The sequence below is a fragment of the Arthrobacter rhombi genome (assembly GCF_039526245.1).
GTDB lineage: Bacteria > Actinomycetota > Actinomycetes > Actinomycetales > Micrococcaceae > Arthrobacter_H > Arthrobacter_H rhombi.
The window spans coordinates 15027-28055 of record NZ_BAAAIV010000010.1 but is presented as its reverse complement, the minus strand read 5'-3'; the positions used below and the strand labels follow the sequence as shown (position 1 = coordinate 28055).

Genomic DNA, 13029 nt, shown 5'->3' with positions numbered 1-13029 from the left:
CGGGCCAAAGTCCTTCACGGTCGGCCGCACCCGCGGCGTACGGTGGTCATATGAACCCTGCAGAAACGCCCAGCACCCCCCTGATCGCGATCACCGGAGCGACCGGCGCAGTGGGTTCGCGGGTGGCCCGCCGGCTGGCCGGCACCGCCCGGCTGCGGCTGTTCTCCCGCGACGCTGCGCGTGCCGCTGCCGTGGCCGCCGACCTGCCCAGCACGACGGCGGCTTCCGCAGTCCAGTCCGCGGCCCTGGACTTTGCCGATGAAGCAGGTGCCGCGGGCGCCCTGGCGGGCGCCGACGTCGTGCTCATGGTCTCCGCTGCCGAGACGGATCACCGGCTGGCCGACCATGCTTCCTTCATCCGGGCCGCAGCTGCCGCCGGGGCGGGGCATCTGGTGTACACGTCGTTCTTGGCCGCTGCGCCGGATGCCGTGTTCACCCTGGCGCGCGACCACCACGCCACCGAGGAACTGCTGGCGGCATCGGGGTTGTCCTACACAATCCTGCGCGACAACTTCTACCAGGACGTCTTCCCGCTCTTCACCGGCGGGGACGGCGTGCTGCGCGGCCCCGCCGGGGACGGCCGGGTCTCCGCGGTGGCGCGTGACGACGTGGCAGCGGTGGCAGCCGTCGTACTGGCCGAGGCCGCCGTGGCCCTCGTCGCCGGGCGGGCGTCTGGGCATGCAGGAGCCACCTACGACCTGACCGGCCCCGAGGCGTTCAGCCTCGAGGAGGCGGCCGCGACGATCACCGAGGTGACCGGCCGCGACGTGAGGTTTCTCGACGAGACAGTGGCCGAGGCGCGCGCCTCCCGGGCCGGATACGGGGCGCCCGACTGGCAGTTGGATGCCTGGGTGAGCACCTACACGGCCATCGCCTCGGGCGATCTGGCCGCGGTCTCCGAGGACGTGCCGCAGCTGCTCGGCCGTCCCGCGCAGACGTTGCGGCAGACCCTGGAGCGGTTGGCCCGCTAGGCAGCGGCGGCCGGGCGCCGCATCCGCCCCACGAGGAGGACCAGGCTGGAGAACCACCAGTAGGGGGCCACGTGGGCGCGGATGCTGCGCAGGCCCAGGAGCGCGAGCGTGATGGAGGCCGCGGCGATGACGCCCAGGGTGAGCAGGTGCCGGCCGAATCCCGACTCGGGGTCCGCGGGGCCCAGCTCGAACAGCCGCCATCCCCCGGCCATGAGGGCCAGTGCCGCGAGCTGGAGTACATATCCCCTGCGCACAGCCTACGGCCGGCCGGGCGTTTACGGCAGGGGTTCCCCGCGGGCGGTGATCCAGAGGGCATACCAGTCGTCGGAGTCCATCCGGGCGGCGACTGCCTCCGCGTCCGCACAGGCCGCGATGCGTGCGGGGTTCGTGGTGCCGACGACCGGCCGGATGCCCGCCGGGTGGCGCATCAGCCAGCCCAGCACGATCGCCTCCGGTGTGGCCTGGAGGTCCCGGGCCAACCGGGCGACCAGCGCCGCCGCCTCCCGGTCGGCGTCCGGGGCCGCGTCGACCCCAGACGTGTAGCGCCCGCGGTCCATCGACCCCCAGGCCTGCAGTTCCACCTGGTGCTCGGCGCAGTATTCCAGCGTGCCATGGGGGAAGGAAGCGGCGTCGGCTCCCGGCCCGCCGGGCTCTGCGCCGGGGGCGACGTTGACCAGGACCGAGGATTCCAGCCAGCCGCGGTGCCCCAGGCTGAGCTGCAGCTGGTTCACCGCCAGCGGTTCGTCCAGCACCGATTGCAGCCGGGCCATCTGCGCCGCCGAATGGTTGGAGACCCCGAAACGGCCAACCTTGCCCGCGGAGTGCAAAGCGGCCAACGCGGCGGCGATGCCTTCCGGGGGTGCCAGCGGGTCGGGACGGTGGATGAGCAGCGTGTCGATCCGCTCGACGCCGAGCCGGGCCAGCGAGTCCTCGACCCGGGCGGTGAGGGTGGTGGCCGCTGAGTCGTAACGGCCCGGGGCCTGGTCGGTGCCGAGCACGATCCCGCATTTGGTCTGCAGGTGCAGCGCATCGGCCAATTCCGGGCGGTCGGCCAGTACCCTTCCGAAGACCTCCTCGGCCTTGCCGTGGCGGTAGATGTCGGCGTGGTCGAACACGGTGATGCCGGCGTGAAGTGCAGCGTCGATGGCCGCGTGGGCCGCCGCGACATCGGCTGCCTCGATCGGGCCGCGGTCCCAGCCACCGCCCAATCCCATGCATCCGAACAACAGGCGGGATCCGGCGTCGTGCATCATCGGTGGGCTCCTTCTCGGTGCTGTTGCAACCCAGCCTACGGGCATAGGGTTCAGGGGACACGACCCGCACCGGAAGGGGCCCCCATGGCCAGCACCGACCGACCGGCCCACCGGCTGGCCATCCTCGACGACTACCAGGATGTGGCGCTCGATTTCGCGCCCTGGGACACGCTGGGCGACGTGGAGGTGGTGGTCTTCCACGACCCGCTGCCGGGCTCCGAGGAGGCAGTGCGGGCGCTGGCCGGGTTCGACATCATCGTGGCGATGCGCGAGCGCACGGTCTTCGGCGCCGACGTGCTCGCCGGGCTGCCGGGATTGCGGCTGCTGGTCACCACGGGCATGGCCAACGCGTCGATCGACCTCGCCGCGGCGTCGGCGGCGGGCATCACGGTGTGCGGGACCCCGGGTTCACCCACCGCAGCACCGGAGCTGACGTGGGCGCTGCTGATGGCGTGGATGCGCGACATCCCGGCGCAGCAGGCGTCGCTGCGGGCCGGGACGTGGCAGACGGGCGTGGGGACGGAGCTGGCCGGCAAGACCCTCGGCGTGCTGGGGCTGGGCAGGATCGGCACGCGGATCGCCGGGTACGGCGCTGCGTTCGGGATGGACGTCATCGCGTGGAGCCAGAACCTGGAAGCGGACCGCGCCGCCGCTGCCGGGGCCCGGCTGGTGGGCCGGGAGGAGCTGTTCGCCGCCGCCGATGTGCTCAGCGTGCACCTGCGCCTGTCGGATCGCACGCGCGGGCTGGTCGATGAGGCCGAACTGCGGCTGCTGGGCCCCCACGGCCTGCTGGTCAACACGTCGCGCGCGCCCATCGTGGACCAGGAGGCGATGTTGCGCGGGCTGCACGAGGGCTGGCTCGGCGGGGCGGCGCTGGACGTCTTCGACACCGAACCGCTGCCCGCCGGCCACCCGCTGCTGGCCGCGCCCCGCACCGTGTTGACCCCGCACCTGGGGTACGTCTCCGATGCCAGCTACCGCCAATTCCACGGCGGGGCGTTCGAGGATGTCGCCGCGTGGCTCGCCGGCGCCCCGCTGCGCGTGCTGACCAGTTGAAATGCAACGTCCACCGATAAGCTGAAGCCATGTCAGCCGCCCCGTCCCCCGCGCCCCGCTGGGCTCCCCGGCACCGGGGGTGGAAGCTGGCGCACCATCTGGTTCCGGCCCTCGTCATGGCGGCGTTCCTCATCGGGTTGGGCGTCGGGGCGCTGGTGTTGCAGTCGTGGCTGTTCGGCATCCCACTGCTCGCGTTCGGCATCGGCACCGTCGTGTCGCTGGTGCGCGAATTCCGGCTTGACCCCGACCCCCTGGACCCCGATCTGGCGCCGGTGACCACCAGCAACGGGGTGCGCGCCGCCACCCGTTTTGCCGTCCGGCGCAATTCACCGGCGTTCGCCGCGGGCACCGTCGGGCTCGGGGTGATCGGGCTGGTGGCCGCGCTGGCCGCCGTGGGGCGGTTCGTGCTGCTGCACTCCGGGTTCGAACGGTACTGGACCATCGCCGGGGCGCTGGCCCTGGGAGTCATCGGGTTCCTCATCCTGCGCGAGGGGTTGCGCCTGCTGCGCATCGCCTCCGCCGACCAGGCGCCGGGCGTCTACCTGACACGCAGCCGGGTGGTAGTCTTCGGGCCGCTGGGCCTGGATGAGATGTACTGGCGCGACCTGGAATCGATCAGTGCGGCCAACCCGCGCGGAAGGACCCCGCTGGGACGCCGGGGTCCGGCCCTGATCATCCTCCGCGGCCGACGCCGGCAGGAGGTCGAGGCACCCGGGAACGACGGCGATGCCCCCCACGAGATGCTGGTGCAGGTCGCGTTCCTGCTCGCGGACCCGAATGTCCTGCACGCCGCGCTGCTGCATTACCTGGCAGAGGCCGCCGACCGTCCGGAGTTGGGAACGGTGGCGGCGCTGGAACGGCTAGGCGCCGGCCGGTGAAACGCCGGGGTACAACAGGACCTCGCCGTCGCGGACCTCGACCTTGTGGGTCCGCGCGTTGACGGTCGCCGGAAGGCACAGCGCCTCCCCGGTCTTCAGGCAGAAACGCGCCGAGTGGACGGGGCATTCGACCTCGTTGCCCTCGATCCAGCCGTCCGCCAGCGACGCGGTCTCGTGCGTGCATTCGTCGTCGAGCGCGTAGAAGCCACCCTCTTCGCTGTGGAAGACAGCGATATCCGATCCGGTGCCGGTATCGTCGGCGTCGATGACCTTGGCCTCGCCCGCTTCGATCTCGTCGGCCGGGCCCACATGGATGGGTTCGCTCACGGTGTCACTCCTTGGTTGGCGCAGCGGGACTCCGGACGGGTCCCTGCCTTCCAGTGTTGTGCACGGTGCGACGGCGTGCAATTCCGTGCCTCACACCCCGAAGCGGGAGGGCCTGACGAAGTCCAGCGCGTAGGGCTGCGGTTCCCCGGCGACGTCACGCGCCAGGATCTCACCGATGGCCAGGCAGTGCTTGAACGCATGCCCGCTGTCTCCCCCGGCCACCAGCACCCGCGGCGAGGCGGCGGTGGGTCCGATGACGAACTGGTGGTCCGGGGACAACGTGATCATGCACGGTTCCACGCGGGCCGGCGTGGGGTCCAGCCCGGGGACGGCCTGCCGGACCACGGCCGAGAGCCTGCGCCATTCGGCGGAGTCGATCCCGCGGTCCACCGTGGACGGATCGATGCGCGGCGGCCGCTCACCCCAGATGTCCCCCAGGCCGAGCTTGACCAGCCCGGAGTCAATGGCCCCGTGGCCCCACAACACGGTGTCCGGATCGATCTGGCGCACGACGACGGGGAATTCCTCCACGCCGAATCCGGCTTCCGCGCTCCTTTCCTGGGCGGGGGCGAACCAGTGCAGGGGCGTGCGGATGGGCACCAGTTCGAGCTCGGGGATGAACGGTGGCAGCCAGGCCCCGGCGGCGATGATGACCGTGTCGGCCACGTAGTCGCGCCCACCGGCGGTGATCGCCACGCCGTCGCCTGAGGCCACCACGGATTCGACCCGTGTGTCCGCGTGGACGTCGGCGCCGATCCGCGCCGCCTCGGTGACGGCAGCGGTCACGGTGGCCTCGGGGTTGATGGCACCAGATCCGGGATCGAAGACGCCCACGTCGGCGGCCGTCAGCCCGGAGAGCTGCGGGAGCCGGTTGGTCAGCTCCCGGTGGTCGAGCAGCTCATGGGGCAAGCCGTTGGCCTCGGCAGCCCGGATGGTGCCGGCAACGACGTCGGAGTCCGCGGCGCCGACCAGGTAGCCACCCGTGATCCGCAGCAGGCCATCCCCCGAAACCTGCTCCAGCTGACGGAACAGCGCACGGCTTTCGGCGGCCATCGGCCCCAGTCCCGAGTGCTCCAGGCAGGCCTCGCGGAACAGCCGGGTTTGCCCGTGGGAGGACCCCAGGGCGTGGCCGATCCCGAATTGTTCGAAGCCGATGACCTCGACGCCGCAGGCGGCCAGCCGCCACAGGGCTGCGGAACCAAGGGCCCCCAACCCGATGACGGCGGCCTGTATGCGACGCGGTGCCATGTGGTGTCCTCCTACAGGGCCGGGCCGTCGGCGCGGTGTGCTGCCCGGCGGGGGCGTACTTCCGCGGCGGTCTCCGGATCGGATACGGCGTCCCGGGCGGGGACCGGGTCCATCGAGGGAACGCTGCCGCGTTCGGCAGCGGCGTCCACCGAAGATCCCGCGGCGGAAACGCTCACCGTTTCACGCGCTGCCTCCGCTGGGGTCCGGTGTGCCGCGGAAGCCCGGCCGGTGGAGTGGTCATCGACGTGGGCCATCTGGCCGGTTCCCAGCGACTCGGAGGGGATGTCGCGCTCGATCTTGGTGGCCAGCGCCTTCTCGGTCATGAAGCACAGGGCAACGGCCGCGGCAATCGCCAGCGGAACCATCCAGAGGAAGAGCGGCACCAGCGCCTCGTTGTAGGAGCCGACGATGATGTTGCGGATCGGATCCGGCAACGAGGTGACCAGTTGCGGTGTCAGCGAGTTGGCGCTCGGACCGCCCGAGGACGCGGCCCCGGCCGGCATCCTGTCCTTGAGCAGGTCGGTCAAACGGCTGGCAAAGAGCGAACCGACGACGGCGGAGCCCAGGGTGGCGCCGACCTGGCGGAAGTAGTTCTGTCCGGCGGTTGCGGTGCCCACGTAGCGCAGCGGGAAGGAGTTCTGGGCGACCAGCGTGAGCATCTGCATGCACATACCCAGGCCCAGGCCCATCACGCCGAGGAAGATGCAGATCAGGTAGACCGGTGAATCGGCGTGGATGGTGGAGAGCAGGAACAGCCCGAGGCCGAGCACCAGGGTGCCGACGATCATGACGATCTTGTAGCGGCCGGACGCTGAGACCTGGCGGCCGACGATGACCGAGGTGATGAGCAGGCAGCCCATCATCGGGATCATCAGCAGGCCGGCCTCGGTGGGTCCGTACCCGGTGACCATCTGCAGGTAGGTCGGCATGTAGCCGATGGCACCGAACATGGCGATGCCGATCATCAACCCGGAGAACGTGGTCAGCACGAAGTTGCGGTTCTTGAACAGCATCAGCGGCAGGACCGGCTCCGAGGCCTTCGATTCCACCAGGACGAAGAAGGCAGCGGCGACGACGGCCGTCGCGAACAATCCGAGGATGGTCGGCGAATCCCAGGCGTAGGTGTTGCCGCCCCAGGTTCCGGCCAGCACCAGCGCGGTGGTGGCGATGGCCAGCAGGGCCATGCCCAGCACGTCGATCCTGGGCCGGGTCTCGTTGGTCTTCTTCGGGATGTGCAGCAGGAAGATGACCGCCAGTACGGCGATCAAGCCCAGCGGCAGGTTCAGCCAGAAGGCATAGCGCCAGCCGGGGCCCTCGGTCAGCCAGCCGCCCAGCAGCGGGCCGGCGACGGAGGAAACGGCGAAGACGCCGCCCATGACGCCCATGTACTTGCCACGCTCACGGGCGGGGATGACGTCCGCGATGATGGCCTGCGAGAGGATCATCAGGCCGCCGCCACCGAGCCCCTGGATGACACGGGCGATGATGACCGCGTTCATGGTGCCGGACAGCGCCCCCCAGATGGAGCCGGTCATGAAGACGAGGATCGCGAAGATCAGCAGCGGCTTGCGGCCGAACATGTCGCCGAGCTTGCCGTAGACGGGCATCATCACGGTGGAGGCCAGGATGAACGACGTGATGATCCACGCCATGTGCTCGACGCCATTGAGCTCACCGACCATGGTCGGCAGGGCGGCCGAGAGGACCGTCTGGTTCAGCGACGCCATGAGCATCGTGACCATCAGTGCGGAGAAGAGCAACAGGATGTGGCTCTTGCTGCCGTGCTCCGGCTTGGTTCGGGTGGGTTTAAACGTTGTCATGGGTGGTGTGCATTACCTCTCGGAAGATGGTGACGGCTGAGTCGATGTGCCCGTCGATGTCGGCGACGGTTCCCTCGGGGTCGGAACTGTAGGCGAAGCGGGTGATGGTCCCGGCGAGCATGAGCAGGGCCCGTGCGGAGTCCTCCCCCGCGGGAAGCTGGCCGAGGGCCTCCTCGGCTTCGCCGCCCTGCATCCGCTCGCGCAGGATCTCGTCCACGAGTTTCTCGGCGTCGGTGATGTGCTGCATGACGCGGCCCTTGAGCTCGGGATAGCGGGTGACGATCCTGCGGCGCATCTGGTAGGAGTCCCCACGCCCCAGGCTGGTGCGCATCACGCCGGTGAGGATCCGGACGATGCGGGTCAGCAGGTCGGCCTCGCTGGTGCGGAACTGCTCCAGCAGTTCTTCCGGCACGCACGGTGCGCGGGTGCCCAGGATCGCGTCTTCCTTCGTGGGGAAGTAGTTGAAGAACGTCCGCTTCGAGACCCCGGCCCGGGTGACGATGGCTTCGATGGTGACCGCAACGGGTCCGTCCTCCAGCGCCATGGCGGCCGCGGCATCGTGCACGGCGTTCCAGGTGTCGAGTCGATTCCGCTCGCGTTGGGACATGGGGACTTCTTGCATGGGTACAGTTTATGCACTCGTGCAATTCTTGCACAACTGCAAATATTGTCGGATGGGCCGCAAGCGCAAACCCGGGACATTCACGCAGATGTCGCCCGGACGCCATGCCCCAGCCATTGACACCGCTTCGGCGCTCGGTAGGATCGCCGATGTGCCGCGCCGTGGATGTGCGGCATATCACTCATTGCACCCGGGAGTCATGACATGAACCCACAAAAACACCGGATCCAGCGGGCCGGCCTCGTTGCAGCGGGAATCGCACTTGCCGCCACGTCGCTGGCGGGCCCAGCGCAGGCCGCTCCGCCCACCGTCCCGCAGGGCAAGCACCAGGGCGGTGGCCATCACGGAGGAGGGCACCAACAGCCGCACACCAGCACGATCCAGTTGCTGGGCATCAACGACTTCCACGGGCGGCTGGAGGCGAACGGCACCTCAGCGGGGGCAGCGGTGCTGGCCGGCGCCGTGGACGAGCTCAGCGGGAAGAAGAAGGACAACACGCTGTTCGTCTCGGCAGGCGACAACATCGGCGCCTCGACCTTCACCTCGTTCTCGCAGCAGGACACCCCCACCATCGATGCGCTCCGGGCCGGGGGGCTGGATGTATCGGCAGTGGGCAACCACGAATTCGACCGCGGTTTCGCTGACCTGAAGGATCGCGTCATCCCGCGCTACGGCAACGGCAGCGCGAAGCGTGGAGCCGATTACGCCCTGGGCGCCAACGTCTACTACCAGGGCACCCAGAAGCCGGCCCTGAAGGAATACGCGCTGCGCAAGGTCCAGGGCGTGACCGTCGGCTTCATCGGCGTCGTCACCGAGCAGACCGAGTCCCTGGTCACCCCGGCGGGCATCAGCCAGCTGGACTTCGGCAACCAGCTCGAGGCGGCCAACCGGGTTGCCAAGAAGCTCTCCGACGGCAGGAAGTCCAACGGCGAGGCGGACGTCATCGTCCTGTTGGCCCACGACGGCTCAGCCGGGACCGATTGCTCGGCCATCGCCACCGAGGACACAGCCTACGGCGAGCTGGTCCGCGGGGCATCGGCCAACATCGACGCCATCTACTCCGGCCACACCCACCAGGGCTACGCCTGCTCGTACCCGGTGAAGGGATGGCCGAAGTCCATGAAGCGCCCGGTCGTGCAGGCCCATGAGTACGGGACCACACTGGACCGCGTGCAGATCACCGTCGACCGCCGGACCAAGTCACCGGTCGCGTTGGCGGGCTCGCTGCTGCCGTTGACCACCACGGACGACGCCGGTGCCACGGTTCCTGCCTTCGGCGCGGATCCGCGGGTGGCCAGCATCGTGACGAAGGCCGCCGAACAGGCAGAGGTCGTCGGTGCCCAACCCATCGGCAAGATCAGCGCTGACATCCTGCGCGGCGGGGCCGAGCCGGGCTCCGATCGCGGCGTCGAGTCCTCCCTGGGCAACCTCGTGGCCGACATGCAGTTGTGGGCGACCTCCAACGAGGACTTCGGCGGTGAGCCGGCGCAGATCGCGCTGATGAACCCGGGCGGCCTGCGGGCGGACCTGCTCTACGGGGCCGATGGCACCGTCACCTACAAGGATGTGGCGAGCGTGCAGCCGTTCGGCAACACGCTGTGGACCGAGGATCTCACGGGAGCGCAGCTCAAGGCGGTCCTGGAGGAACAGTGGCAGCCGGAGGGCTCCAGTCGTCCGAAACTGCACTTGGGCATCTCCCAAGGCCTGAGCTACACCTACACCGAGAACGCGGCCCGTGGCTCGCACATCACGTCGATGTCATTCAACGGCGAACCCATTGCCGATTCCGACGTGTTCAAGGTGGCGATGAACTCGTTCCTTGCCGCCGGTGGTGACAACTTCACCACCCTGGCCGAGGGAACGAACGCCGCGGACACGGGCCAGAGCGACCTGGTCGCGGCGATCAACTACTTCGAGGCACACGACGTCGTTGATCCCGCACCGCTTGGACGCGCGATCGTCCAGTAACCCGCTCGTCGCACCGGGGGAGCTCCCCGGTGCGGCGACGGCTCAACCCTCGATGCGGTGGTATCCGCGGAGGTAGTGCACCAGTGGCACCGGCCGGGGTTCCGCCGACGTGCCCGGATTGAGGATGTCGGTGACCTGCGCCGCCACGAGCGTCGACCCGGCCACCGGGGTGCGTGAGAGGACCCGGCAGCGCAGGATGGGACCTTGCATGGCGAGCAACGGCTCGCCCGTCGGCGCCGCGCTCCACCCGATGCCGGGACCAAAACGGTCGACTCCTGCGGCGCTGAAGCGACGGGCCAGCTCCTCGTCGGCGGACGTCAGCAGGTGAACCGCCACTTGGCTGGAGGCGAGCAGTGCGCCGACCGATCCACGGGACGAGGACAGCGAGAAGGCCAGCACCGGCGGTGACACGGCCACGGAGATCACCGAGGACGCCGTCAGGCCCACGGGGCCGCGCGGACCGGCACCGGTGATCACCGCGACTCCCGATGGATGCGCGGCGAAGGCCTCGCGGAACGCATCCGCCAGATCGGCACGGCCCCGTGCGCCCCGGGCCGCCTGGGCACCCACGATTCGGTCCACCGCTGCCCTCCTGTCGGATGCGGCTGTTGCCTTCCACCGTAGGTCTGCCGCGCGATGGGCACCACCCCCTGCGCTCAGCCCATCCGCGCATGCGCCAGCACGATGCCGATCGGCGCCGAGACCAGCAGGAAGACGATCATGGCCCGGAACAGGTAGAGCAGCCACTGGTGCCGACTTCCGCAGCCGCGGGACGCCCAGATGAACAGCGTCATGGCCACGACGATCAGGGCGGCGCCGATCCAGGTCAGCACCACCATCGAGGTCAGTGAGCCGACCAGGACCGCGGCGTTGGCCAGATTGAAGGCCAGCACCTCGGCGGCCACCAGGCCGGCACCCGGGCGGCGGACCGCCAGCTGGTCCTGGCCGATGCCCAGCAGCAGCTGGGCGAATCCGACGACGAGCACCAGATAGGCAACGGCCCAGGAGGCCAGGTAACTGGGCGCGGAGGCGCTGACGGCCGAAAGGAAGCCACCGGCCAGGATGCCCAGGGACCCGATGATGAGGAAGGGTGCTGCCGTTCTGTTCACTCTCCCAGTTTAAGGAACCGGGATGGCCGGGGAACAGCGTCGGGGGTTGGACGGGATCGGGGCTTGCGCATAGCGTAAGTCCCATGTCAGCCGCGCCCGCCGTCCCGAAGACCACCGGCAACACCCTGTTGGTGCTCGGGAAGATCACCGCCATCCTCGATGCGTTTTCCCTCACCCGCCCGGTCCTCACGCTCGGCGACATCCGGGAGGCCACCGACCTGCCGATGTCGACTGTCCAGCGGCTCGTGGCCAACCTGGCAGGCCAGGGTTTCCTCGACCGCGAAGGCGACGGCTACCGGATCGGACTGAAAATGGCGTACTGGGCGGCACCGGCCACCCGCGGCAAGGCCATGCTCGACGTCGTTGCTCCCTTGTTGGCGGATCTGCGAGACACCGTCGGCGAGACCGCCTGCTTCTTCACCGCCGAACAGAACCACCGCGTCTGCGTGGCGATGGCCGAGACCCGCCACGCGCTGCGTCGCGAAATGCACGTCGGCAAGATCCTGCCCTTGCATGCCGGTTCCGCCAGCCGCGTGCTGTTGGCCTGGGACGCCGAACTGCTCCAGTCGCTGCTGCGCAACCCGCTGGAATCGATCACCGACTTCACCATCACCGAATCCGAGGCGCTGCAGCAGGCGGTCCGCCAGACCCGGAACGACGGGTTCGCCATCACCACCGGCGAGCGCGAATCCGGCGCCTCGGGGCTCTCGGCCCCGGTCTTCGACGCCTCCGCCGCCGTGCTGGGCGCGGTGACGATCAGCGGCCCGACGTTCCGGATGTCCGAGGAGGTCTGCCGCAGCTGGGTCGAGCCGCTACTGCAGGCTGCCGAACGCATGACGCGCATGGTCGGCGGCCGCTTCCCGGGGGAACCGGGCGCACCCGCCTGACCTGTCATCCGCCGTCGCGTTCGTTCACAGCACGACGACCGTGCGCACCGCCCTTTCGAGCAGCTTGGGCCGCAGCGTGTCGCTCAGCTCCTGGTTTGGGTCAGAATCCGGTACGTGGCCCCCGATGGGAGCCCTGGAGCCCAGGCCGTCCCGATTTGCTCCCGTCAGCCCGTGGTCGACGAAGATCTGGGTCTCCTCCACTCCCAGCGCCACGTGCGCGTTGCGTTGGGAGGTAAGGTCCTGATCTCTCGTTGAGACCCGGGCATAGCCGATCTTCACTGCAGTTATAGAGAACATCGTTGCAGTAGTCTCCCCGTCACCGTGCATTTCATCGTTCGGGTCTTACGTACATGTACGATCTCAGCAACCACGGGAAACACGACAGCGGGCTCCAGAGGCACGATGATCGACCGGCTTACGGGCGCCATAATTGCGAGGCATCCGACTCATGTCGACGACGCTCGAAAACCGGACACTATCGACGCGGCGAAAGTGATCAACATTTAGGCGTCGTCGACAAATTGTTCGGATGAGAAAATCCATTCATGGAACGCTTCTATACCGCTGCGATAATTGCGCCGTTTCCCCTTGGCCTGCTGTCGGCAGGATCAATGTGGTTGGCCGTACTTCTGGACGCGCGGAACAGCTCCTGGGTTCCATTTCTGGTTGTCGCCGCATTTTGCTTGGGCGCTATTGCGTTGGGTGGGATTGTTGCGAGTGGGAAGCTTTCATCTCAGCCCTATGCAATGCGAGTCCTCAACTCTGGTTCCCGGAAGGTGCAGGTCGGGATCGTTTCCATGTTCAGCACAGGTGCAATCATGACGACGCTGGGAATTTATCTAACTGCCTTTGGGGTCTGACCGAGCGAGGCCGTTCACTGGGCGTTCCTC

At 68.8% G+C, this 13029-nt stretch carries 15 protein-coding genes; 6 read left to right on the top strand and 9 right to left on the bottom strand.

Annotated features, from left to right (window positions below; genetic code table 11):
• Window positions 1-50 precede the first annotated feature (50 nt).
• Entirely contained in the window at window positions 51-971 is a 921-nt protein-coding gene (locus ABD088_RS08280) for an NAD(P)H-binding protein (protein WP_343901406.1), read from the top strand.
• On the opposite strand, the gene ABD088_RS08275 is transcribed toward ABD088_RS08280, so the two are convergent.
• Together ABD088_RS08275 and ABD088_RS08270 are read right to left on the bottom strand one after the other, a co-directional pair.
• Complete coding sequence (locus ABD088_RS08275) at window positions 968-1225, bottom strand: hypothetical protein (protein ID WP_343901404.1); 258 nt, start codon at window positions 1223-1225, stop codon at window positions 968-970. The two genes, ABD088_RS08280 and ABD088_RS08275, sit on opposite strands and share 4 nt — an antisense overlap.
• 21 nt (window positions 1226-1246) lie before the next feature.
• Entirely contained in the window at window positions 1247-2224 is a 978-nt protein-coding gene (locus tag ABD088_RS08270; RefSeq protein WP_343901402.1) for an aldo/keto reductase, read from the bottom strand.
• 84 nt (window positions 2225-2308) lie between these two features.
• On the opposite strand from ABD088_RS08270, the gene ABD088_RS08265 reads away from it, so the two are divergent.
• Complete coding sequence (locus tag ABD088_RS08265; RefSeq protein WP_343901400.1) at window positions 2309-3280, top strand: D-2-hydroxyacid dehydrogenase family protein; 972 nt, start codon at window positions 2309-2311, stop codon at window positions 3278-3280.
• Between the two features lie 29 nt (window positions 3281-3309).
• On the top strand, window positions 3310-4158 hold the full coding sequence (locus tag ABD088_RS08260; RefSeq protein ID WP_343901398.1) for a hypothetical protein: 849 nt from the start codon (window positions 3310-3312) through the stop codon (window positions 4156-4158).
• Here the strand turns inward: ABD088_RS08260 and ABD088_RS08255 are convergent.
• The 4 genes from ABD088_RS08255 to ABD088_RS08240 form a co-directional block, all read right to left on the bottom strand.
• Complete coding sequence (locus ABD088_RS08255) at window positions 4141-4485, bottom strand: bifunctional 3-phenylpropionate/cinnamic acid dioxygenase ferredoxin subunit (RefSeq protein ID WP_343901396.1); 345 nt, start codon at window positions 4483-4485, stop codon at window positions 4141-4143. The two genes, ABD088_RS08260 and ABD088_RS08255, sit on opposite strands and share 18 nt — an antisense overlap.
• 90 nt (window positions 4486-4575) lie before the next feature.
• A complete protein-coding gene (gene solA, locus ABD088_RS08250) occupies window positions 4576-5733 on the bottom strand; it encodes an N-methyl-L-tryptophan oxidase (RefSeq protein WP_343901394.1) in 1158 nt (385 codons plus the stop codon).
• A gap of 11 nt (window positions 5734-5744) precedes the next feature.
• On the bottom strand, window positions 5745-7553 hold the full coding sequence (locus tag ABD088_RS08245) for an MDR family MFS transporter (RefSeq protein WP_343901393.1): 1809 nt from the start codon (window positions 7551-7553) through the stop codon (window positions 5745-5747).
• Entirely contained in the window at window positions 7540-8175 is a 636-nt protein-coding gene (locus ABD088_RS08240) for a TetR/AcrR family transcriptional regulator (RefSeq protein WP_343901392.1), read from the bottom strand. Before ABD088_RS08240 ends, ABD088_RS08245 begins: the two co-directional genes overlap by 14 nt.
• A 204-nt stretch (window positions 8176-8379) precedes the next feature.
• Here ABD088_RS08240 and ABD088_RS08235 point away from each other — a divergent pair, with 204 nt between their 5' ends.
• On the top strand, window positions 8380-10143 hold the full coding sequence (locus tag ABD088_RS08235) for a bifunctional metallophosphatase/5'-nucleotidase (protein ID WP_343901390.1): 1764 nt from the start codon (window positions 8380-8382) through the stop codon (window positions 10141-10143).
• Between the two features lie 42 nt (window positions 10144-10185).
• On the opposite strand, the gene ABD088_RS08230 is transcribed toward ABD088_RS08235, so the two are convergent.
• On the bottom strand, window positions 10186-10725 hold the full coding sequence (locus ABD088_RS08230) for a flavin reductase family protein (protein ID WP_343901388.1): 540 nt from the start codon (window positions 10723-10725) through the stop codon (window positions 10186-10188).
• 74 nt (window positions 10726-10799) lie between these two features.
• Window positions 10800-11252 (bottom strand): hypothetical protein, encoded by a 453-nt coding sequence (locus ABD088_RS08225; RefSeq protein ID WP_343901386.1) that lies wholly within the window; start codon window positions 11250-11252, stop codon window positions 10800-10802.
• 83 nt (window positions 11253-11335) lie between these two features.
• Here ABD088_RS08225 and ABD088_RS08220 point away from each other — a divergent pair, with 83 nt between their 5' ends.
• Complete coding sequence (locus ABD088_RS08220; RefSeq protein ID WP_343901384.1) at window positions 11336-12139, top strand: IclR family transcriptional regulator; 804 nt, start codon at window positions 11336-11338, stop codon at window positions 12137-12139.
• A 24-nt stretch (window positions 12140-12163) separates the two neighbouring features.
• On the opposite strand, the gene ABD088_RS08215 is transcribed toward ABD088_RS08220, so the two are convergent.
• Window positions 12164-12436, bottom strand: a complete 273-nt coding sequence (locus ABD088_RS08215) for a recombinase family protein (RefSeq protein WP_343901383.1) — start codon at window positions 12434-12436, stop codon at window positions 12164-12166.
• Window positions 12437-12684: 248 nt separating this feature from the next.
• Here ABD088_RS08215 and ABD088_RS08210 point away from each other — a divergent pair, with 248 nt between their 5' ends.
• Window positions 12685-12999: a hypothetical protein gene (locus ABD088_RS08210; protein ID WP_343901381.1), complete on the top strand. Its 315-nt coding sequence runs from the start codon at window positions 12685-12687 to the stop codon at window positions 12997-12999.
• Window positions 13000-13029 lie beyond the last annotated feature (30 nt).

Bases quoted from the DNA above. Each gene is read 5' to 3' on its own strand.
- ABD088_RS08280 (WP_343901406.1), top strand. From the start codon at position 51: ATGAACCCTGCAGAAACGCCCAGCACCCCCCTGATCGCGATCACCGGA.
- ABD088_RS08270 (WP_343901402.1), bottom strand. From the start codon at position 2,224: ATGATGCACGACGCCGGATCCCGCCTGTTGTTCGGATGCATGGGATTG.
- ABD088_RS08265 (WP_343901400.1), top strand. From the start codon at position 2,309: ATGGCCAGCACCGACCGACCGGCCCACCGGCTGGCCATCCTCGACGAC.
- ABD088_RS08260 (WP_343901398.1), top strand. From the start codon at position 3,310: ATGTCAGCCGCCCCGTCCCCCGCGCCCCGCTGGGCTCCCCGGCACCGG.
- solA (WP_343901394.1), bottom strand. From the start codon at position 5,733: ATGGCACCGCGTCGCATACAGGCCGCCGTCATCGGGTTGGGGGCCCTT.
- ABD088_RS08245 (WP_343901393.1), bottom strand. From the start codon at position 7,553: ATGACAACGTTTAAACCCACCCGAACCAAGCCGGAGCACGGCAGCAAG.
- ABD088_RS08240 (WP_343901392.1), bottom strand. From the start codon at position 8,175: ATGCAAGAAGTCCCCATGTCCCAACGCGAGCGGAATCGACTCGACACC.
- ABD088_RS08235 (WP_343901390.1), top strand. From the start codon at position 8,380: ATGAACCCACAAAAACACCGGATCCAGCGGGCCGGCCTCGTTGCAGCG.
- ABD088_RS08220 (WP_343901384.1), top strand. From the start codon at position 11,336: ATGTCAGCCGCGCCCGCCGTCCCGAAGACCACCGGCAACACCCTGTTG.
- ABD088_RS08215 (WP_343901383.1), bottom strand. From the start codon at position 12,436: ATGTTCTCTATAACTGCAGTGAAGATCGGCTATGCCCGGGTCTCAACG.
- ABD088_RS08210 (WP_343901381.1), top strand. From the start codon at position 12,685: ATGGAACGCTTCTATACCGCTGCGATAATTGCGCCGTTTCCCCTTGGC.